At 69.4% G+C, this 20,046-nt stretch carries 17 protein-coding genes and 1 pseudogene; 6 read left to right on the forward strand and 12 right to left on the reverse strand.

Translation table 11 applies throughout. The features are described 5' to 3' along the window. Positions 1–47 precede the first annotated feature (47 nt). Entirely contained in the window at positions 48–620 is a 573-nt protein-coding gene (locus NBRGI_RS23125) for a DUF4245 domain-containing protein (RefSeq protein WP_029899339.1), read from the forward strand. A 68-nt stretch (positions 621–688) separates the two neighbouring features. Here NBRGI_RS23125 and NBRGI_RS23130 read toward each other — a convergent pair whose 3' ends face one another. The 4 genes and pseudogenes from NBRGI_RS23130 to NBRGI_RS23145 form a co-directional block, all read right to left on the reverse strand. Then, positions 689–1,033, reverse strand: a complete 345-nt coding sequence (locus tag NBRGI_RS23130) for a VOC family protein (RefSeq protein WP_014988041.1) — start codon at positions 1,031–1,033, stop codon at positions 689–691. Beyond that, positions 1,030–1,278: an exodeoxyribonuclease VII small subunit gene (locus tag NBRGI_RS23135; RefSeq protein ID WP_029899340.1), complete on the reverse strand. Its 249-nt coding sequence runs from the start codon at positions 1,276–1,278 to the stop codon at positions 1,030–1,032. The genes NBRGI_RS23130 and NBRGI_RS23135 overlap by 4 nt, the downstream gene beginning before the upstream one ends. Positions 1,279–1,281: 3 nt before the next feature. Next, a pseudogene (gene xseA, locus NBRGI_RS44125) lies at positions 1,282–2,654 on the reverse strand (exodeoxyribonuclease VII large subunit). Further along, positions 2,651–3,292, reverse strand: a complete 642-nt coding sequence (locus NBRGI_RS23145) for a lipid droplet-associated protein (protein WP_029899341.1) — start codon at positions 3,290–3,292, stop codon at positions 2,651–2,653. Before NBRGI_RS23145 ends, xseA begins: the two are co-directional and overlap by 4 nt. 278 nt (positions 3,293–3,570) lie before the next feature. Between NBRGI_RS23145 and NBRGI_RS23155 the strand changes: the two genes are divergently transcribed. Next, a complete protein-coding gene (locus NBRGI_RS23155) occupies positions 3,571–4,584 on the forward strand; it encodes a 4-hydroxy-3-methylbut-2-enyl diphosphate reductase (RefSeq protein WP_029899343.1) in 1,014 nt (337 codons plus the stop codon). Positions 4,585–4,671: 87 nt separating this feature from the next. On the opposite strand, the gene NBRGI_RS23160 is transcribed toward NBRGI_RS23155, so the two are convergent. From NBRGI_RS23160 to NBRGI_RS23175, 4 genes are all read right to left on the reverse strand, one after another. Further along, positions 4,672–4,872, reverse strand: a complete 201-nt coding sequence (locus NBRGI_RS23160; RefSeq protein WP_029899344.1) for a hypothetical protein — start codon at positions 4,870–4,872, stop codon at positions 4,672–4,674. After that, positions 4,869–5,777, reverse strand: a complete 909-nt coding sequence (locus NBRGI_RS23165; RefSeq protein WP_081878201.1) for a helix-turn-helix domain-containing protein — start codon at positions 5,775–5,777, stop codon at positions 4,869–4,871. The genes NBRGI_RS23160 and NBRGI_RS23165 overlap by 4 nt, the downstream gene beginning before the upstream one ends. 152 nt (positions 5,778–5,929) lie before the next feature. Further along, a complete protein-coding gene (locus NBRGI_RS23170) occupies positions 5,930–6,760 on the reverse strand; it encodes a DUF6542 domain-containing protein (protein ID WP_235211077.1) in 831 nt (276 codons plus the stop codon). Positions 6,761–6,872: 112 nt separating this feature from the next. Next, a complete protein-coding gene (locus NBRGI_RS23175; protein WP_029899347.1) occupies positions 6,873–8,030 on the reverse strand; it encodes a DNA recombination protein RmuC in 1,158 nt (385 codons plus the stop codon). A gap of 197 nt (positions 8,031–8,227) precedes the next feature. Between NBRGI_RS23175 and NBRGI_RS23180 the strand changes: the two genes are divergently transcribed. Continuing rightward, positions 8,228–9,406 (forward strand): exonuclease SbcCD subunit D, encoded by a 1,179-nt coding sequence (locus tag NBRGI_RS23180; RefSeq protein ID WP_029899348.1) that lies wholly within the window; start codon positions 8,228–8,230, stop codon positions 9,404–9,406. A 34-nt stretch (positions 9,407–9,440) separates the two neighbouring features. Beyond that, a complete protein-coding gene (locus NBRGI_RS23185) occupies positions 9,441–12,644 on the forward strand; it encodes an AAA family ATPase (protein WP_029899349.1) in 3,204 nt (1,067 codons plus the stop codon). 3 nt (positions 12,645–12,647) lie between these two features. Here the strand turns inward: NBRGI_RS23185 and NBRGI_RS23190 are convergent, their stop codons facing one another. The 4 genes from NBRGI_RS23190 to NBRGI_RS23205 form a co-directional block, all read right to left on the reverse strand. After that, positions 12,648–13,184, reverse strand: coding sequence for a methylated-DNA--[protein]-cysteine S-methyltransferase (locus tag NBRGI_RS23190; RefSeq protein WP_051727967.1), 537 nt, complete (start codon positions 13,182–13,184; stop codon positions 12,648–12,650). Beyond that, complete coding sequence (locus NBRGI_RS23195; protein WP_235211078.1) at positions 13,181–14,806, reverse strand: DNA-3-methyladenine glycosylase 2 family protein; 1,626 nt, start codon at positions 14,804–14,806, stop codon at positions 13,181–13,183. Before NBRGI_RS23195 ends, NBRGI_RS23190 begins: the two co-directional genes overlap by 4 nt. Before the next feature lie 92 nt (positions 14,807–14,898). Further along, on the reverse strand, positions 14,899–15,102 hold the full coding sequence (locus NBRGI_RS23200) for a YbdD/YjiX family protein (protein ID WP_029899352.1): 204 nt from the start codon (positions 15,100–15,102) through the stop codon (positions 14,899–14,901). Between the two features lie 56 nt (positions 15,103–15,158). Beyond that, a complete protein-coding gene (locus tag NBRGI_RS23205) occupies positions 15,159–17,447 on the reverse strand; it encodes a carbon starvation CstA family protein (RefSeq protein WP_029899353.1) in 2,289 nt (762 codons plus the stop codon). 282 nt (positions 17,448–17,729) lie between these two features. Between NBRGI_RS23205 and NBRGI_RS23210 the strand changes: the two genes are divergently transcribed. After that, on the forward strand, positions 17,730–19,049 hold the full coding sequence (locus tag NBRGI_RS23210; protein WP_051727968.1) for an ABC transporter substrate-binding protein: 1,320 nt from the start codon (positions 17,730–17,732) through the stop codon (positions 19,047–19,049). Positions 19,050–19,129: 80 nt separating this feature from the next. Next, on the forward strand, positions 19,130–20,005 hold the full coding sequence (locus NBRGI_RS23215; protein WP_029899355.1) for a carbohydrate ABC transporter permease: 876 nt from the start codon (positions 19,130–19,132) through the stop codon (positions 20,003–20,005). Positions 20,006–20,046 lie beyond the last annotated feature (41 nt).

Consider the following 20,046-nt stretch of genomic DNA (forward strand, 5'->3'; position numbering starts at 1 on the left):
TCGGGGTGCGAGAAGGAACACCGTAGGGGCGAGTGGATACTGGAACCGTGCCCAACCAAAAGCCGCGCATCCTGAACGACTACCGGGATCTGTTCTGGTCGCTGATCCCGCTGGTGCTGATCGCGGTGGTGTTCGCCGGGCTCGCCAGCCAGTGCAGTTTCGCCGGAAACGGTCCGACGCAGGGCCAGATCCCGCATTTCGACGTGAAGGCCGCGCTCACCGCCGACGCGCGTTCGCTGCCGTTCCCGATCCGCAACCCGGCCGTGCCTGCGGACTGGACGCCGAACTCCGGCAGCCGCCAGGCCATCAGCGGCACCGGCGGCGGACCGGTCAGCACTGTCGGCTATATCACTACGCAGGGCACCTACATGCGGTTCACGCAGAGCAACGCGACCGAAGAGGCGTTGTCGCGCTACGTCTTGGGCTCGCGCTACGCCACCGGTGCCGAAACGATCGGCGACCAGAAATGGGTCGTGTACTCCGAACCCGGTTCGGAACCGGCCTGGGTCGCCGACCTCGGCCAGTCCCGGGTGCTGATCACCGGCGCGGGCGACCGGGCGGCGTTCACCACCCTGGCCCAGGCCGTCGTCGCCGCACCGCCCCTCAAAGCCGGCGCCTGACCCCGCGGAATCAACCCCCGCGGCTCCGGCAACGGCGGCCGAGCTGTTGCGCATGCGTGCACGTTTCCCTAGCGGTGGCTGACCACGTTGACGATGGTGCCGCTCGGATCGCGAACGAAAAACCTGCGTACGCCCCACTGTTCGTCGCGTAGGGGGTAGACGATATCGGCGCCCGCCGCGGTCATCGCCGCGTGCACCGCGTCGACATCCTCGACCTCCACGCTCATATTCGGCTGGAGTTGCTCCGCGTCCGGCCCGACGAGCAGCACCTGGGCGGTCGGGTTGGCCGGGGACACCATGGTGACGACCCAGCCGAGATCCATCGCCTCCTCGAAACCGAGCAGCCGGTAGAACTCGCGGCTGCGCTCGATATCGTCGGTGCGGATATCGGGGGTGGCGCGCCGGATCGTCATTTCTCGTCCTCGAGGTCGGTGCGCGACAGCGCGTCTTCGACGCGCTTCCTGGCGCCGGCCAGATGCTCTTCGCAGCGGTTGGCCAGGGCCTCGCCACGCTCCCACAGGGTGAGCGACTCGTCCAGGTCGAGGCCCCCCTGCTCCAGCATCTTCACGACATTGACCAGTTCGTCGCGGGCACGTTCGTAACCGAAGGTAGCGATCTCGGCCAGTTCGGTGTCGGCGTCCTTACCGGGCTCGGCCAAGGATCAGCTCCTTCTCGTTTCGGTGTCGTCGGTTTCGGTGGCCCGCGGCCCGAGTGCCTGCGTGCCCAGTCCCGCCGCGGTGATCGCGCCGTCGGCGACGCGGATGCGCAGCTGGCTGCCCGCGGGGGCATCCTCGATGGTGCGCACCACGTGGCGTTCGGTGCCCGTGACGCGCTGCACGACAGCGTAACCACGGGCCAGGGTCGCGGCCGGTCCCACGGCGGTGAGCTTTTCGCGCAGGTGCCGGGTCGCGGTCGCCTCGGTGCGGATGAACTGTTCGGCGCAGCGCCGGGCCGAGGCGCGCAGCCGTTCGACATCCTCGGTGCGGCGCTCGATTTCGCGGAGCGGGTCGGCCAGGACCGGACGCGACCGCAGCTGGGTGAGCGCGCGCGTTTCCCGCTCGACCCAGCCCCGCAACGCGGCGGCCGAGCGGGCGCGCATATCGCGCACCCCTGCCAGTTCCGCGGCGGCGTCGGGCACCACACGCTTGGCGGCGTCGGTCGGTGTCGCGGCCCGCAGGTCGGCGACGAGATCACTGAGCGGGTTGTCGGGTTCGTGCCCGATCGCGCTGACGATGGGGGTGGTCGCGGCGACGATCGCGCGGCAGAGGGCCTCGTCGGAAAACGGCAGCAGATCTTCGACGCTGCCCCCGCCGCGGGCGAGCACGATCACCTCGACCGCCGGGTCGCGATCGAGCTGCGCCAGGGCCTCCAGCATCTGCGGGACCGCGGTGGGGCCCTGCACGGCGGTATTGCGGATCTCGAAACGTACTGCGGGCCAACGATTACGGGCCACGGTCAGGACGTCGCGTTCGGCGGCGCTGGCCCGTCCGGTGATCAGGCCGATGGTCTTGGGCAGGAACGGCAGTGCGCGCTTGAGCCGCGGGTCGAAGAGTCCCTCGGCGGCCAGCAGCGCTTTCAGTCGTTCGATGCGGGCGAGCAATTCACCGACGCCGACCGGACGGATCTCGATGACCCGCAGGGACAGGGTGCCGCGGCCGGTGAAGAACGCGAGTTTGCCGTAGACCACCACGCGGCTGCCCTCTTGCAGCGGAACAGGCGATTTACGAATGAGATCCGGGTCGCAGGTGACCGACAGGGACATATCGGCCGACGGATCGCGTAGCACCAGAAACGCGGTGCGGGTGCCCGGCCGCAGATTGATCTGGGTGATCTGCCCTTGACCCAGATGCTGCCGAGCCGGTCGATCCACTGGGCGACCTTGAGCGCGACGGAGCGGACCGGCCAGGGCTGTTCCGCGGAATTCTCCCGGCCGGGCGCGGCGTTCGGCGCGGGCGCGGCGGCGGGGCCGGATTCGCGCGGCGGACCGGGGGTTTCCCGGCCCGCCTGCGACGGTGAGGTCCGAGGTTCGGTCACTGCGCCCGCACGGTGGCGATCCGATTCGTCAGCATGGTCACGAACGGCGCCCTGGCGAGGGTCTGCTGCTCGTATTCGAGCAACGCGGAAAGGTCTTCGAGGCTGAGCATGCGCAGGCGGGCGCGCAGCTGGGCCACAGTCATGTTCGCGTAGTCGTAGCGGGTGGCTACTTCCGGCTCACGGATCTCCGGCCCGGGGTCGGCCACGCGGTCGATCTCGGGTTCTGCCACGGGGGCAACGGGTTCGGGCTCGATGGCGTGCACGGTGGCGCCATGGCCGTTGCGCTCGCCCGCGCGGGTCTCGGCCGGGGTGGTGAACGAGGCGGGCTCCGGGTCGTCGGCGTACAGGTCGAAGCGGCTCGCGCGGACCTGGCCGGACGCCGGTTCGGCGGGCAGGTCCTCGTCGAAGGTCGCCCACTCCGGCTGCTCCTCCGGAGTATTGGCCAACCGGTCGAAGACCGCGTCGCCCTTGAGCGCGAGGCTGGTCACGAACTGCTGGACGTGCATCGTCGTCTGCAGCAGCTGGCTGATGGCGGTGATCGGCAAATTCATTGCGGCCGTGGGTAGCCGACGAGTCTCCTCGATGGCGTAAACGGCGGCCCCGGCGGCTACCCGGGCCAGGAACGGTGGTCGAAACATGGTCCTAGCCTGCCCGAAATGGTGTGCTAAGCAAAGGTCGGGGATCACGGGGTGTGATTCTGGCGTATGAACGGGCGTGCTCGTGGCGCGCCTCGCCGCCGGGTGCGGCCGAGTTCGCGGCTCGATCCGCCGGTGAGATGGCACACCATCGCGGCGGCGCGCGCCCGGTCGGCGGGGCGGTCGCCCGGCACGTGGACCGCGGTGTGCGGCCCGCACGGACGCCGAGCGAGCCAGCGCCCGGACAGCGCGAGGTCGGTGTGCGCACGTAAGCTGTCGGCATGTCCACGGCCATACCCTTGAACCTCGGAATCGCCCGATCGACGGGAGCCGGAACCGCCGAGCGCGCCGGTGGCAAGCGGGTGCTGCTAGCGGAGCCGCGCGGGTACTGCGCCGGCGTGGACCGCGCGGTGGAAACCGTCGAGAAGGCGCTGGACAAGCATGGTGCGCCCATCTACGTGCGCAAGGAGATCGTGCACAACCGGCACGTCGTGGAGACGCTGCGCGAGCGCGGGGTCATCTTCGTCGACGAAACCGACGAGGTGCCCGAGGGCGCACTGGTCGTGTTCTCCGCGCACGGCGTTTCGCCCGCGGTGCACGAATCGGCGGCCGCGCGCAACCTGCACACCATCGACGCGACCTGCCCCCTGGTGACCAAGGTGCACCAGGAGGCCAAGCGTTTCGCCCGCGACGACTACGACATTCTGCTGATCGGCCACGAAGGCCACGAAGAGGTGGAGGGCACGGCGGGCGAGGCGCCCGAGCACATCCAGCTCGTCGACGGCCCCGACTCGGTGGACAACGTCACCGTGCGCGACGAGTCGAAGGTGATCTGGTTGTCCCAGACCACGCTCAGCGTCGACGAAACGATGGAGACGGTGCGGCGGCTGCGCGAGCGGTTCCCCACGCTGCAGGATCCGCCGAGCGACGACATCTGCTACGCCACCTCGAACCGTCAGACGGCGGTCAAGGCGATGGCGCCCGAATGCGATCTGGTGATCGTCGTCGGTTCGAAGAACTCCTCCAACTCGGTCCGCCTGGTCGAGGTCGCGCTCAACGCGGGTGCCAAGGCGGCCTATCTGGTCGACTTCGCCCGCGAGGTGGATACCGCCTGGCTCGACGGTGTGCAGACGATCGGCATCACCTCGGGTGCCTCGGTGCCCGACATCCTGGTGCGCGGCGTGCTCGACATGCTCGCGGAGCACGGTTTCGGCGACGTCCAACCGGTCACCACCGCCAACGAAACCCTGGTTTTCTCCCTCCCCCGAGAACTGCGCACCACCACCCGCCGCTGAACGCAGGCCGCCTGGCATCGGTGCTGAGGGTCCGTGGCTGTGCAGGGCTGTCAGCCCTTGGTGCAGCGTCGGCCTGGGTGCCGAGCGTCATTCGTGGTCCGGGCTTCGGCGCGCCGCGGTCAGGCCCGCGAAGATGGTGAGCAGTACTTGTACTGCTGTCGGCCAGTCGACCAGCAGGCCGACCGGCGCGGCGGTGGCTATCGCGGCGGCGAGTTCCCGCCACGGGGGTGTGGCCGGTGGCGGGCTCGGCTGGGAGTTGCGTTCCTCCTGTGGCGGGTGGGTGCTCACACGGACTCCAGCAGCGTCTGCAGGAGCCGACCGGTTTCGGATGGTCGTGCGGACTGCTGCGCAAGGGTCTCCGCGATATTGAGATAGCGGACGATGTTTTCCCGCTCCTCCATGTACAGCGTGCTGGTGGGTTGCGCGATACACACGACATCCGGCAGCAGGGTCTCGGCGAAGCGCAGATAGACGAACGCGCTGTCCACGATCGCGGGGCCGAAGGCGGCCTCGTCCACGATCTGGATCACGATGTGCTCCTGCTGGATACGCCGTTCCAGGTACTCCAGTTGCGCCCGCCAGACCGCGGCACCGCCGATCTGCCTGCGTAGCGCGTTCTCTTCGACCAAGATCCACAGGTACGGCGGATTGTCGCGGTCCAGGATCTGCTGCCGCTGCAGGCGCACCGCCAACAGCTGGTCGATCTCGGTGTCGGGGCGATATGGATTCCGCAAACGCAGTGCTGCCCTTGCGTATTCGGGTGTTTGCAGGAGGTCGGGGACGACCGCGGGTTCATAGCAGCGGATCGTGCGCGCGGCCCCTTCGAGGCTGAGCAGCTCGAATCCCTTGGGGAGCGAGTCACTGTCGCTGTGCCACCAGCCGGGACGGTTGCCCAGCTGCACGAGCGAAAGATACCGGTCGTGCTCTTCGGGATCGGTGACGCCGTAGCAGTGCAGCAACTCGACCACGTCCGGCCGATTGAGGCCGACCATGCCGGATTCGATCCGGCTGACCTTGGATCCGGTCCAGTAGAGCTGCCGGCCGACCTCGTGCTGGGTCAACCCCCTTTCCTTACGCAGTTGCTGGAGGCGCAACCCCAACATCCGGCGAAGCACCGTCGGCACGTCGCCGATACTGGTGCTCTCCCGGGTGCCGGCCGGCTCGGTGTATTCGAAGCGCTGCTCTGCGTTCACGACATCGAGTCTGGCACTGGAAGTACCAAAATGTACTTGCAAATGTGCGTGCAAACGGCGGCGCGCCCGCGGAATCGCGGCAGTTCGGCTTGCTGCGGCTCAGCCGTTGCGGCATCGCCGAGTTGACCGCGAGCAGTCCGGTTTGTGACCGCTCAGAGGTTTTCGGGGCGGCGGCGTTCGGTGCGGCTCGAATCACGTTCGCGGTAGCGGACGTTGGGTTGGGGGTGGGGCGGGGGGAGTTCGCTGCGGCGGCGGGCGGTGTTGCCGCGGGCCGGGTCGCTGTCGGTGCGGGGCATTGCCGCGGTCGGGCGGGCGGCGCCACGCGCGGCGGGGCGTCCTTCGCGCCCTTCGCGCGGGCGGGCCGAGCCTGCCACGCGGGGTGGTGCGTCGGCGACCGGCGCGGTCGCGGTACGGCGGCTCGGGCGCGGGGTGATCTCGTCGAGGTCTGCCTCGTCCGGATCGTCCTTGGGGCGGCGAGTGCGTCGGCGAGCCGAGTCGGTGAGCGAGGAGCCCCGCTCGCGACCGCCGCGCGGGCGCTTGGCCGAGGACCGACCCCAGCTTTCGCCCCGGCGCGACTCGGCACCGCTGTCCGCCTGCTCGATGCGGCGTTGCAGCAGGATCCGGCCGCCGCCGATCAACAGGACCAGCACGGTCGCGAGCATCATCGTGGGGAAGCGCTGCACCAGCGGCACCGCCAGGTTCAGCAGCACATCTTTGATCGAACTCGCCGGGCGGCCGGTCAGCTGCTGGTAGGCCAGCGGAACGGCGATCGAGAGCAGCAGCGGCGGCAGCACCATCGTGGTGAACAAGCCGCGATAGCGGACCGCGAGCACGGCTACCACACAACCGACGATGTACAGCGCGGCGAAGGTACCGGTGAGATCGGTAGCGTCGCCGTGGGCGTCGATCAAGAACCCCAGAAACGTACAGGCGACCGCGATCAGGACCGCCGCGCCCACCGGGATGCCCGGGACCGTCGGCAAGGTCGAACGATGCGGCGCGGGCACCCGGGATCGCACACGTTGGGAAGCAGCCACATTATGAACACTAACTGTCGCCGCGCCCGGGGGCGTTACGGCACGGCGGTTCCATCGGCTAATCGTCGGCGTCGGCGAACCCCACGGCCCGCGGCCACACGTCGACCCGTTGGATTGCCGGCACCTCCTGCTCCGCTATTTCCAGGTCGTGCAGTTTGCGCGCGGTGACCATCACCCGCGATTCCACCGATGCCACGGTGTAGTTGAAAGCGTCGACAGCCTTACCGAGTTGCGCGCCGAGCCGGTCCAGATGCCGGCCCGTCATACCCAGCCGGGCGTACAGCTCTTTACCCAATTGCTGAACGGTTGCCATATCTCGGGACAGTGCTTCCTGCCGCCAGCCGAAAGCCACCGTGCGCAGCAACGCGATCAGCGTGGTCGGCGTCGCCAGGATCACGTTGCGGCCGAAGGCGTACTCGAGCAATCCGGAGTCGGTGGTGAGCGCGGCGTCCAGGAACGGATCGCCGGGCACGAACAGCACGACGAATTCCGGCGCCGGATCGAAAGCCGCCCAGTACGCCTTGTCGGCCAGCTGGTCGATGTGGGCGCGCAGATGCTTCGCGTGCCGGATCAGATGTTCGGCCCGGACGTCGGGATCCTCGACCGTGCTGGCGTCCAGATACGCGCTGAACGGCACCTTGGCGTCGACCACGATGTGCCTGCCGCCCGCCAGGTTCACCACCAGGTCGGGCCGGACGGTGCCGGTGCGGTCGTTGGCGCCGTCACCGCGGGCCGCCCGGGACACCTGCGTGTCGAAATCGCAGTGCCGCGTCATGCCCGCGAGCTCGACCACGCGCTCCAATTGGATCTCGCCCCACCGGCCGCGCACCTGCGGCGCCCGTAGCGCCGCGACGAGCTGACTGGTCTGACTGGTCAACTGCAGCGAGGTGCGCTGCATGCCGGCCACCTGCTCGCGCAGGCTGGAGTAGGCGTTGATCCGATGGTGCTCCACCTGCTGGATGTGCTGGTTCAACGCGCCGACCGCGTCGCGCAGCGGATCGACCATCGCGCCGATGGCGTGCGAATGCCTGCGTGCCGCATCCTCGTTCGCCGCGTTGAGCGATTGCCGCAGCAGCCGTTCGTTGTCCGTGGCCGCGGCCAATCTCGCCTCTGCCGCCACCGCGCGTTGCCCGGCGCGCGCGGCATGACCGAGCCAGCCGAGCCCAACCCCTGCGGCGAATACCAGCATCAGTGCGACGAGCATCGGTGCGGTCATAGCGCCGATAGTGCCGCACGCCACCGACAAGAACGCGCGCTCGGCCATCCATTGGCACCGTGTCGGCAAATACGTCCTGGCGCAAGCCCGCTCGGGCCGGGAAACACCGTGGACACGCCGCGTGAAATGCGCCGCTATCCGACACGGCGGGCTCGGCAATTGAATTCTGTCGGTGCCCTCGCCTACGGTTTCGCGGCATGCGGATGCTGCACACCTCGGACTGGCACATCGGGCGCACGTTCCACGGGGTCGATCTGCTGGCCGATCAGGCTCGGGCGCTGACCGCGATCGCGGAGCTGGTGGCCGAGGAGTCGGTCGACGTGGTGGTGCTGCCCGGGGACGTGTACGACCGGTCCATTCCGAGCGCGGACGCGATCGCGGTGTGCAACCGGGGATTCGAGGCCATCCGCGCCGCCGGCGCGGTGATCGTCGCCACGTCGGGCAACCACGATTCGCCCGCGCGGCTCGGTGCGGGCGCGAGTTTCGCGGCGGCGGGCGGACTCCATCTGCGTACCACCGTCGCCGATGCCGACCGCCCGGTACTGCTGGACGACGTGCACGGCCCCGTGGCGTACTACGGCATTCCGTACCTGGAGCCCGAGATCACGCGCGCGGAACTCGGTGTGCCGCAAGCTCGTTCGCACGCCGACATCCTGGACGCGGCGATGGCCCGGATTCGGGCCGATCTCGCCCGGCGCCCGGGGACACGCGCGGTGGTGCTGGCGCATGCCTTCGTCGTCGGCGGGGAGGCCACCGGTTCCGAGCGCTCCATCTCGGTGGGCGGCGTGGAGACCGTGCCGATGTCGGCGTTCGACGGCATAGACTACGTCGCGCTCGGGCACCTGCATTCGCCGCAGACGCTGTCGGAGTCGGTGCGCTACAGCGGTTCGCCGCTGCCGTATTCGTTCGCGGAGAGCTCGCATCGCAAGGCAGTGTGGCTCGTCGACCTCGATGCCGCCGGACTGGGCGAGGTGCGCCGCCACGACCTGCCGGTGGTCCGCGGGCTCAGCAAGCTCACCGGCACCCTGGACGACCTGCTCACCGATGTGCGGCACGACGCCGCCACCGACGATTACGTCTCCGCGGTGCTCACCGACTCGGCCCGGCCGGTGGACGCGATGCGTAAGCTGCGCGAACGCTTCCCGCACGCGGTGCACGTGGAGTGGGTGCGCCCGGAGGGCAATCCGGAGCTGCGCTACCGTGAACGGGTGCACGGCCGCCGCGACACCGAAGTAGCGCAGACCTTTCTCACCGATGTGCGGGGCGCGCCCAGCGCGGGTGAAATGGCATGGCTGGAGCGGGCACTCGCGGCGGCGGTCGCCGAGCCCGACCGCGTGCTGACGGCTACGGAATCGGCCACGGAACTCTCGGCGTGAGCGCCCAGGCCGGGCCGCACCCGGCGGCGGCCGCATGAGGCTGCACCGGCTCGAGATGACCGCGTTCGGCCCGTTCGCCGAGAACACGGTCATCGACTTCGATGCGCTAGGTGCCGACGGACTGTTCCTGCTGCACGGGCAGACCGGCGCGGGTAAGACCACGGTGCTGGACGCGATCGCGTTCGCGCTGTACGGCAAGGTTCCGGGCGCGCGTGGCGAGAGCAAGCGCCTGCACTCCGATCACGCACCGGACCAGACGCCGCCGCAGGTGGTGCTGGAGGTGACGCTCGGCGGCCGCCGCATCCGTCTGACCCGTATCCCCGAGTTCGAACGTCCCAAGCTGCGCGGCACCGGGATGCGCACCGACCCGGCCAAGGCCACGCTGGCCTGGCTGGATGGGCGCGGCGAAAACCTTTCCCGGATACCCGATATCGGAGACGAGATCATCCGGCTGCTCGGGATGAGCGCCGACCAGTTCTTCCAAGTGGTGCTGCTGCCGCAGGGCGACTTCGCGCGCTTCCTGCGGGCGGAGAACGAGGATCGGGAGAAGCTGCTCGAAAAGCTCTTCGACACCGAGCGATTCGGCAGCGCCGAGCAGTGGCTCGCGGACAAGCGTCGCGCCTCCGCCGCCGACCTGGAGGCGCGCAAACAGGGAATCGACCGGTTGATCGCCAAAGTCGGTGTCGCGGCGGGGGTCAGCGCCACCGAGACCGTCGGCCCGCTCGAGGCGGTCGGCTGGTCGCAGGACCTGTTCGCCGCCGCTCGCGTCGAGCTGACCGCCGCCGCCGCGACAGCCGAACGCTGCCAACAGGAGTCGGCGCGGGTGCAGGCGCGTGCCGAGGAACAACGCCGCCTGCACGACCTGCTCCGTCGGCGGGCGGCTGCCCGAGCGCAGCTCGAGCAGTACGCCGCGGCCGCCGACAGCCGTGCCGCGGCGCGCGCCGAACTCGACGCCGCCCGGCGCGCCGAGCCGGTCGTCGCGGCGATCGACGAGGCCAGGGACGCGGTCATGCTGATGCGCGCCAAGGAGAACGAAACCGCCGGTACGGCACGCCGTTTGGCCACGCATCTGCTGGAGCCCGGCGCGGCGGATCTCGGTGGCGCGGAGCTGATCGGTGTCGAAGATTCGCTCACCGTTCGCGACGACGCCGATATCGATGCCGCGATCCGCCGCTGGAGCGCGCAGATCGGCGGGTTGGACGAGGTGCGCGCCGACGCCGCGGCCGTGACCGGACTGCACCGGGAACTGGCGGGACTACGAGCCGAGAGCACGGCGCTCACCACCCGAATGGCCGACCTGACCGAACGGCGCGCCCAGTTGCCCGGCGCCCTCGCCACGCTCGAGACCCGGCTGCGCGAGGCGACGAGCGCCGCCGCGACGCTGCCCACCCTGACCGCCGAATGCGAACGTCTGCAGGCCGCCGCTCTGGCAGCGGTCGAACTAGCCTCGCGCAGAACGAATCTCGATCATGCCCGGGTGGAGTTCGAGACCGCCCGTGCCGCGCACAACGATGCCAAGGAACGGGTCCTGGACCTGCGGGAGCGTCGGTTGGCGGGCATGGCCGCCGAACTGGCCGGTGGGCTCGTCGACGGCGCCCCCTGCGCGGTGTGCGGATCCGCGGATCATCCCGAACCCGCTCGTCCCACCGCCGACGCCGTGTCCAAGGACGCGGAGGACGCGGCGGTGGCCGCCGAACGTGCGGCCGAAGACGCCCGCGATCGGGTGCACGCCCGAATCACCGGTCTGGAACGCGAGATCGAGGCGCTCATCGCCCGCGGCGGCGACGCCGACCGGGTCGAGCTGGCCGCCGCCCTGCGCACCGCCACCGATCGCTACGAGGACACCGCCGAGCTGGCCGCACTCGCCGACGGGCTGACCGCCGAGCTCACCCGCCTGCGCACCGACGAGACCCGCCTGCACGACGAACTGCGCGAAGCGGATTCGCGGCGTAGCGCCGTCGCCGCGAACATCGTCGCGGTCGATACCCGGCTCGCGGAACTCACCGAGCGTCTGCGCGTCGCGGCCGGCGCGGATGAAACCATCGAGCGCCGCCGCGCCCGCCTCACTGCCCTGGTCACCGACAGCAGCGCATTGCGCGACGTCCGCGCCGAGGCCGCCGCGGCACGGGAGAAAGTGGCGGTTATCGCCGACCGGGTCGAGAACCTCGCTCGCGCAGCGGGTTTCGTGCCGGACGAGCTGCGCTCGTACACCGGCGACAGCGCGGCACAGCACGGTGCGGTCCTGGGCGCGACATGCGACGAGGGGACGCCTGATCCTGGAACCACCGGCAGCGCGAGTACCGGTAGCGAAGGTATCTCGGGTACCGACGCGACCGAACCGGACGCCGCACCGCGCGATCACGTGGCACGTTTGACCACGTACGCACGAGTCGTCAACGCGGCGAGCCGAACTCCGCAGCGGCAGCAGGAGATCGACGCGGAGTTGGCCGCCGCCGACAACGCCCGCGCACACGCTCAGGCTGTGCTCGCCGAGCCGGAGATCCAGGCGGCCGCGACTCGGGAGCCGGGTGATCTGGCCGATCTCGAGCAGCAGGTCGAAGTCGCACGGACGCAACTGAATGCCGCTGTCGCCGCGCATGCGGAGGCGAACCGGCGAGTGAGCCAGCTGGAGGATCTCGGCGGCCAGCTCTGGGCCGCGGTGGACCGGATCGCCCCGCTGCAGCGCACACACGACGAACTCGCCGGGCTCGCCGAGGTGGTGGCCGGGCGGGGCGAGAACAATCGCCGGATGTCGCTGCGCTCTTACGTTCTCGCCGCCCGGCTGGAAGAGGTGGCGCAGGCCGGTTCCGTGCGGTTGCGCCGAATGTCAGCGGGCCGTTACGAATTCGTGCATTCGGACAAGGCGGGTCCGCGCGGCCGCCGCGGCGGCCTCGGCCTGGACATCCGCGACGACTACACCGGCGCGGTCCGCCCCGCCAAGACCCTGTCCGGCGGTGAAACCTTCATGGCCGCACTGTCTTTGGCCCTGGGACTGGCCGACACCGTCGCCGCCGAGTCCGGCGGCCTGGTGCTGGACACCCTGTTCATCGACGAGGGCTTCGGCGGCCTGGACGCCGACACCCTCGACGCGGTGATGGGCGTCCTCGACGAACTCCGCGCCGGCGGTCGCGTCGTCGGCGTCGTCAGCCACGTAGACGAAATGCGCCAGCGCATCCCCAGTCGCCTGCACGTCCGCCGCGGCCGCACCGGCTCCCACCTGGAAGCCACCGTCGCCTGACCGTTAGGCCTCGTGGTCGAGTAGCCAGCGTTTGATCGGCAGGCCCCAGCGGAAACCGCCGAGGGCGCCGCCGATTCGGTAGATGCGGTGGCAGGGGACGAAGAGGGCGGCCGCGTTGCGGGCGCAGGCGTTGGCGGCGGCGCGGGTGGCGTCGGGGCGGCCGGAGATGGCGGCGAACTCGGTGTAGGTGATCGGGCTGCCTGCTGGGACTTTGCGTAGTACGTCCCAGGCGTGCAGGAGGAATTCGCCGGAGTGCTGACGGACCGGGACGGCGTCGATCGCGGTGACATCGCCGCGGTGGTAGTCGAGCACGGCCCGGGTCACCGCGCCGAGCGAATCACGTTGGCGCAGTTCGGCTGGGCGCAGGGACGGGTGGATCAGCGTGCGCAGGTTCTGCGCGTCGGTGGTCCACCCGGCCGCCAGCACCTGTCCGTCGGGGTCGACGAGCGCGGTGAACGGGCCGATCGGGGTATCGGTTGTCGCGAAATCCGCAGTGCCGGTGCCGATCCGGCGGGCGGCGGGTCGAACGGCGGCGGTCATGACTGGCTCGCTTTCGCGGCGGCGGACTTGGCCGCGGCGGATTTGGTGCGGTCGGCGCGCTCGGTCAGCGCGGCCTTCCACAGATGCATGGACAGGTAGGAGCGCCACGGCGCCCAGCGCCCGGTATCGGCCAGGTCCACGCCGAGCAGCGCGGCGCCCTGGCGGACCACCAGGTCGGTATTCAGCAGCACATCTGGATCGGCGAGCAGCCGCATGGTCACGTAGTCGGCGGTCCACGGGCCGACGCCGTCCAGCGCGAGCAGGTCGCGGCGCAGGTCGGCGGCGGTGCGGCCCTGGTGCAGTGCGAGTTCGCCGCCCGCGAGCGCCTCGGCGACGCCGATGATCGAGCGGACTCGCCGAGCCGGACCGGTGAGCACCTCGGCGCCGCGTTCGGCGATGGTGGCCGGGGTGGGGAACAGCAGCGGAATGGGCCCTTCGACGCGCTCGCCGAGCGCCTCGACCAGTCGCGCGGTGTGCGTGGCGGCGGCCGACACCGAGATCTGCTGACCGATCATGGTGCGCAACAACAATTCCGGGCCGTCGAGGCAGCCGGGAACGCGAATGCCCGGACTGAACACGGGCGGCCTGGTGCCGGTCGCACCGGGTAGGTCTTCGGCGTCCGGCGGCGCCCCCGCGCCCGCGTCGGGCAGCCGGGTGGTGCCCGGGTCCGCGAGTTCCGGTGCCGGAAGATCTGGTCCCGCGCTGACTCCCAGCACTTCGTCGATGCCCACCGGGTCGGCGTCGAGGTCGAGCAGGTGACGTAGGCGCGCGACGGTCGGCGCGAGATCGCGCATGTCGTGCAGTGCCAGCTCCGCGCGGACGTGGTCGCGCTGGAAGCTCAGCCGCGTGGTCGCGTGCCCGTGCGGGGTGCGCAGATTCCTGGTGTAGGAACGGTTTTCCCACAGCTCCATGCCGGGGGCCACGTGCGAGGAGAGGAACCATTCGAGCCAGGCGCGGTCGAGCGGCTCACGGTAGGGCAGGCGCAGGCTGAGCGTCCCGTTGACCGGTGGCGGCTGGCGGCCGTTCGAGCCGGACTTGGTCCGTTGCGCTTCGGCGCGCATCGTCGTCGGACTGACCGCGAACACCTCGCGCACCGTGTCGTTGAACTGCCGGATGCTGGCGAAGCCGGCTGCGAAGGCGATGTCGGACATGGGCATTGCCGTCGTCTGGATGAGCAGCCGCGCGGTATGTGCCCGGTGCGCGCGGGCCAGCGCCAACGGACCGGCCCCCAGCTCGGTGGTGAGCACGCGGGTCAGCTGCCGCTGCGAATAGCCGAGGGTGGCCGCCAGCGCGGGTACGCCACCGCGTTCGATCACGCCGTCGCCGATCAGCCGCATCGCGCGCGCGGCCAGATCGGCCCGGGTATTCCAGAGCGGTGAGCCGGGGGCGGCGTCGGGCAGGCAGCGGCGGCAGGCCCGGTACCCCGCCTGCTGTGCCGCGGCGGCGGTGGGCAGGAACGAGACGTTCGCCCGTTTCGGGGTGATCGCCGGACACGAAGGGCGGCAATAGATTCCGGTGGTCCGCACCGCGGTGAAGAACTGCCCGTCGAATCGGGAGTCTCTGGTCGACACCGCCCGATAGCACCGCTCGAAATCCAACACCGTGATCGTCACGCTCACCACAATGTCATTTGGAAGCAATCTCCGCTAGCGGAAATCCGCCATTATCGCCGTCGAGTCGCTGAGCTGCGCGGAGCCCGGATAAATGCTGGAAGTCAGCAGCAGCGGTTCTGCGGATTGCGGTCGGCGTCGGCATGCCGGTTGCGCCAGTACTCCCGTTCGGTGGGTATCTCGCAGCCGGGATGGTTGCGCGTCAGATGCGCGACGTAGCGCTGGTAGTCCTGACCCCCGAGGATGGAATCGAACCACCAGCCGACGTTGCGAACCGCTGTCGCACAGGCGTTTCGAGCGGTCCGCAGGCGCCGCAGGACGGCCGGTCGAGCCGACCGGCCGTCCTGCGGGGTAGCGCTGAGCGTCAATGCAGGGCCTTCGCCGCGCCCGGCGGGCGGACCTTCCCCGCGGCGATCAGGGCGTTCCATTCCTGCTGCACTTCCTTCTCCGTGGGGGTGGCGAGGAAGCCCTTCGGCGCGAAGATCTTCGACGGTTCGTCGGGTGTTTCGCTGCTCTCGCCGCCGCCCGCGCGCCAGGCTCGCACGCAGACCAGCACGCCGACGATCGCCACGACCAGCACCAGCACCGCGAAGATGATCGACAGGCTGCCCTGGATGAAGCTGTTGCGGACCACCTTCTCCATATCTTCGGCCGTCTTGGCCGGTGCCACAACCTTTCCGGCGTCGAGCGCCGCGCTGTAGATGCTGTGCTGCTTCCAGTAGCCGATCTTCGGGTCGGCGGAGAAGATCTTCTGCCAGGACGCGGTCATCGTCACGATCAGGTCCCAGACGAGGGGGATCCCCGGAATCCAGGCCCATTTGATCAGGCCCTTCTTGATCACGATGGTCAGCACGACGGTGAGCGCGATCGCCGCGAGCAACTGGTTGGAGATACCGAACAGCGGATACAGCGTGTAGATGCCGCCGAGCGGATCGGTGACACCCATCAGCAGCACCGAACCCCACGCGGCGACCACGATCGCCGAGCACAGCCACGCGCCGGGACGCCACGACGGATCCTTGAACTTCTTGGCCGGTCCGCCCAGGTTGCCCAGCGAGTCCGACAGCATGAAGCGCGCGACGCGGGTGCCCGCGTCGATCGTGGTGAGGATGAACAGCGCCTCGAACATGATCGCGAAGTGGTACCAGAAGGCCTTGAGTCCGGTGCCGCCGAGGAACCGGTGCAGCACCTCGGACATGCCGACCGCGAGCGTCGGCGCGCCGCCGGTGCGGGACACGATGCTGGTCTCGCCCACGTCCTTGGCCGCCTGCTCCAGCTGACCCGGGGTGACCGGCGGGCCGCTGAGCCCGAGGCTGTTGGTGTAGGCCGCCGCCTTCTCCGCGGTGCCGCCGGTGACGCCGGCGCCCGCGTTCATCGCGAAGTAAAGGTGCTGGTCGATGATGCTGGCGGTGATCATCGCCATGACCGCGACGAACGATTCCATCAGCATGCCGCCGTAGCCGATCATGCGGGCGTGCGACTGCTTCTCCAGCAGTTTCGGCGTGGTGCCCGAGGACACCAGCGCATGGAAGCCAGACAGCGCGCCACAGGCGATGGTGATGAACAGGAACGGGAACAGGCTGCCCGCGAACGCCGGTCCGTTGCTCGAACTTGCGAACTGGGAGACTGCGGGGGCCTTGAGCACCGGCATGGTGATCAGCACGCCGACGGCCAGCAGGACGATGGTGCCGATCTTCATGAAGGTGGACAGGTAGTCGCGCGGCGCGAGCAGCAGCCACACCGGCAGCACCGAAGCGATGAAGCCGTAGGCGATGAGGAACCAGGCGATCGTGGTGCCCGACAGCGTGAACCAGTCCTGGCCCCAGCTGGATTCGGCGACCCAATTACCCGAGATGATCGCGAGCATGAGCAGCGCGAAACCGATCAGGGAGACCTCGCCGACCTTGCCGGGGCGCAGGTAGCGCAGGTAGACGCCCATGAACAGGGCGATCGGGATGGTCATCGCGATGGAGAACACGCCCCACGGGCTGCCGCCCTGCAACACGCCGTCCTTGCCCGGGGTCGCGGCCAGCGCGTTCACCACGACGATGCCGAGCACCGCGAGCAGGATCATCATGATCACCAGCACGGCGACGATGGCGGCGATACCGCCGACCACGCCGAGTTCGTCGCGCGCCATCTGCCCGAGGCTGCGGCCGCGGCGGCGGGTCGAGGCCCACAGCACCAGGTAGTCCTGCACCGCACCGGCGAACACGACACCGAACACGATCCAGAGCGTGCCGGGCAGGTAGCCCATCTGCGCGGCCAGGACCGGACCGACCAGCGGACCCGCGCCCGCGATGGCGGCGAAGTGGTGCCCGAAGAGCACCCGCCGGTCCATCGGCATATAGTCCTTGCCGTTTTCCAGGATTTCGGCGGGCGTGGCCTGATCGTCGCGCGGCTTGGTGATCCGGTGTTCGATCAGCCTGGAGTACAGCTGGTAGGCGAGCACGTAGGTACAGACCGCCGCGACCACGATCCACACCGCGTTGACCGACTCGCCCCTGGCGATGGCCAAGACGGCCCAGGCGATCGCGCCCACCACGGCGATCACCGCGAAAATGGCCTTTTTGGTGGGGGTGATAGGCGAACGGTCCACGACACCCACGGGAGGGAGGTCGGGATCAGTCCGGAGGTATTCGATGGTCGCCATGCGAACTACTCTCCCGTGAGATCGAGCTTGACTTGCTGAAACGTTGACAACGTAGCTGAACTGAAGCGCGCTCGAGCCGGACTTAGGCAAGTCTGAACATTCGCTGCATTTCGTTCTCGGCGCGGCGACTCGCCCTGTGTCTTCCTACGAGTCGCGGCGCGCGGTGGGTACGGGTGGCCCACGTGGCGCTGTGCTCCGGGGCCTCGGTCGAGGTCGCCGGGTGTTCGCCGGTGCGGCTGGGCGTGTTCCCTCGCCCGGCGATGTTGCCATCCGTATGCTGCCATGCTGGCTCGGGCATTCGTTGGTCGGACCCACCGTGGAGGCATTGTGGCACCGGTTCGCCGTCGCACCCTGCTCGGCGCGGCGCTGGCCACGACTGTGCTCACCACGGCCGGTTGCACGGCCGGCGACGACGCGCTGACCTTCTTCTTCCAGGCCAGGCCCGCAGAGGCGCGGGTGCGGGCGCTGATCATCGAGGAATTCCGGAAGCGGCACCCGGACATCAGGATTCGCACCATTGTTTCCGGGCCGGACCCGCAGCAACAGCTGCTCACCTACTGTGCGGGCGGTAAATGCCCGGATGTCGTGATGGCCTGGGAGCTGCTCTACGCCGGCCTCGCCGAACGCGGCGTGCTGCTGGATCTGCGGACGCTGCTCGACCGCGAACCCGGGTACGCCGAGATGTTGCGCGCGGACAGCTATCCGGCGCTGTACGACACGTTCACCTACGCGGGCGGACAGTACGCGCTACCCGAACAGTGGTCGGGAGTGTTCCTCTATTACAACCGGGACCTGTTCGACGATGCGGGTCTGGCCGCGCCCGCCCACTGGCGCGCGGCCTGGTCGTTCGATGAATTCCTCGATGCGGCACGGGCGCTCACGCGCGGCCGGCGGTGGGGTTTCGCCGACGCCTGGGTGCCGTACTACTCGGCAGCCTGCTTCGGGATGAACAACGGAACGCCGTGGTTCACCCCGTCGGTGGCGCCGACCAGAACCAATCTCGGCGATCCGCGCTTCGCCGCGGGCGTTCAGTTCTATGCCGATCTAGCACTGCGGCACGGTGTCGCGCCGAAAATCGCCGACCAGCTGTCGGTCTCGGCGCCGGACCTGTTCCGGGCGGGCCGAGCGGCGATGGTCCTGGGCGGGCACTGGTTGTATTCCGAATTCGCCGGTCGCGACGGGCTTTCCGTGGATGTCACGGTGTTGCCGGTCGGTCCGCACGGTGGCCCCGGCGCGGTCAGCGATGTCGGCAGTACCGGTCTGGCCATCGCGGCGCACAGTCCACGGATCGAACAGGCCTGGGAGTTCGTCAAATTCGCGACCGGGCCGGTGGGCCAAGCCATCATCGCGGCGTCCGGTCTTTTCGTGCCGGTGCTGAAATCTGCGATGCAATCGCCGGGTTTCGTGGCGGCGCATCGCGATATCCGCAACCTGGCGGTGCTCATCGAAGGGCCGGTCAACGCGCGGCCGCTGCCGGTGACCCCGGCCTGGGGCAAGATCTCCGCCCTGCTGGAACGGGACGCGAACCGGGTGCTGCGTGGTGCCGCCCCCGCCACGGCCCTCGATCCGGCCGGTGTCGACGCGCTGCTGGGCACGTCGTGATGCGGAGGTGCTCGTCGCGGCGGCGGACAGCGCGGGTGCGGCCTGCCGCGTCGGCACGTGGCGGGCTGGCGCGTGGAGGCCTGGCGCGGCGGCGCGAGCGGGCCGGGTGGGCGTTCGTCGCGCCGAACGCGGTCGCGGTGGCGGTGTTCCTGGTGTTTCCGCTGGGGTTCTCGTTCTATCTCAGCCTGCACGAGTGGGATCTGTTCCGGCCCATGCGTTTCGTGGGGTCGGACAACTATCGACGGCTGCTCGGGGCCGACCCGCTGTTTCCGATCGCCTTGCGCAACTCGGCGGTGTTCACCGTCCTCACCCTCGTGCCGACGGTGCTGCTCGGGCTGGGTATCGCGGCGGCGCTGAATCGAAAGGTGTTCGGCATCGGGCTGTTCCGGACGATGGCCTTCTTGCCGCTGGTCGCGTCCGCCGTGGCGATGTCCGTGGTCTGGCGTTTCATCTTCACCGACGACGGCGTGCTGAACCTCGGCCTGGGGTGGTTCGGCATCGGCCCGCTGCCGTGGTTGACCGACCCGGGCCTGGCGCTGGTGTCGTTGAGCATCGTCACCGTGTGGCGGAGCCTGCCGTTCGCGACGGTCATCCTGCTCGCGGCGATGCAAGGCGTGCCCGAGTCGCTCTACGAGGCGGCGAAGATCGACGGAGCCGGTGTGCTGCGGCGGTTCTCGGCGATCACGCTGCCGCTGATCCGCGGGCCGCTGTCGTTCGTCTTCGTGATCACCGTCATCAACTCGGTGCAGGCCTTCGATCAGGTGTACGCGCTCACCGGCAGCAACGGAGGACCGGACACCGGGACCTACCTGCTCGGCATCATGCTGTTCCAGCACGCTTTCGGGTTCTACGAGGTGGGGTACGCCTCGGCGCTGGCCTGGGTGATGTTCGCGATCCTGCTGGGGCTCACGCTGATTCAGCTGCGCTTCGCCCGGCGGGCGGCGGTGGACCTGTGACCGGAGGCAGGACGACCATGGTCCGCGCCCGCGTAGAGCAG

Source organism: Nocardia brasiliensis IFM 10847 (genome assembly GCF_000710915.1).
Lineage (GTDB): Bacteria > Actinomycetota > Actinomycetes > Mycobacteriales > Mycobacteriaceae > Nocardia > Nocardia brasiliensis_A.

Bases quoted from the DNA above. Each gene is read 5' to 3' on its own strand.
- NBRGI_RS23180 (WP_029899348.1), top strand. From the start codon at position 8,228: ATGCGGATGCTGCACACCTCGGACTGGCACATCGGGCGCACGTTCCAC.
- NBRGI_RS23145 (WP_029899341.1), bottom strand. From the start codon at position 3,292: ATGTTTCGACCACCGTTCCTGGCCCGGGTAGCCGCCGGGGCCGCCGTT.
- NBRGI_RS23210 (WP_051727968.1), top strand. From the start codon at position 17,730: ATGCTGGCTCGGGCATTCGTTGGTCGGACCCACCGTGGAGGCATTGTG.
- NBRGI_RS23205 (WP_029899353.1), bottom strand. From the start codon at position 17,447: ATGGCGACCATCGAATACCTCCGGACTGATCCCGACCTCCCTCCCGTG.
- NBRGI_RS23155 (WP_029899343.1), top strand. From the start codon at position 3,571: ATGTCCACGGCCATACCCTTGAACCTCGGAATCGCCCGATCGACGGGA.
- NBRGI_RS23190 (WP_051727967.1), bottom strand. From the start codon at position 13,184: ATGACCGCCGCCGTTCGACCCGCCGCCCGCCGGATCGGCACCGGCACT.
- NBRGI_RS23185 (WP_029899349.1), top strand. From the start codon at position 9,441: ATGAGGCTGCACCGGCTCGAGATGACCGCGTTCGGCCCGTTCGCCGAG.
- NBRGI_RS23175 (WP_029899347.1), bottom strand. From the start codon at position 8,030: ATGACCGCACCGATGCTCGTCGCACTGATGCTGGTATTCGCCGCAGGG.
- NBRGI_RS23130 (WP_014988041.1), bottom strand. From the start codon at position 1,033: ATGACGATCCGGCGCGCCACCCCCGATATCCGCACCGACGATATCGAG.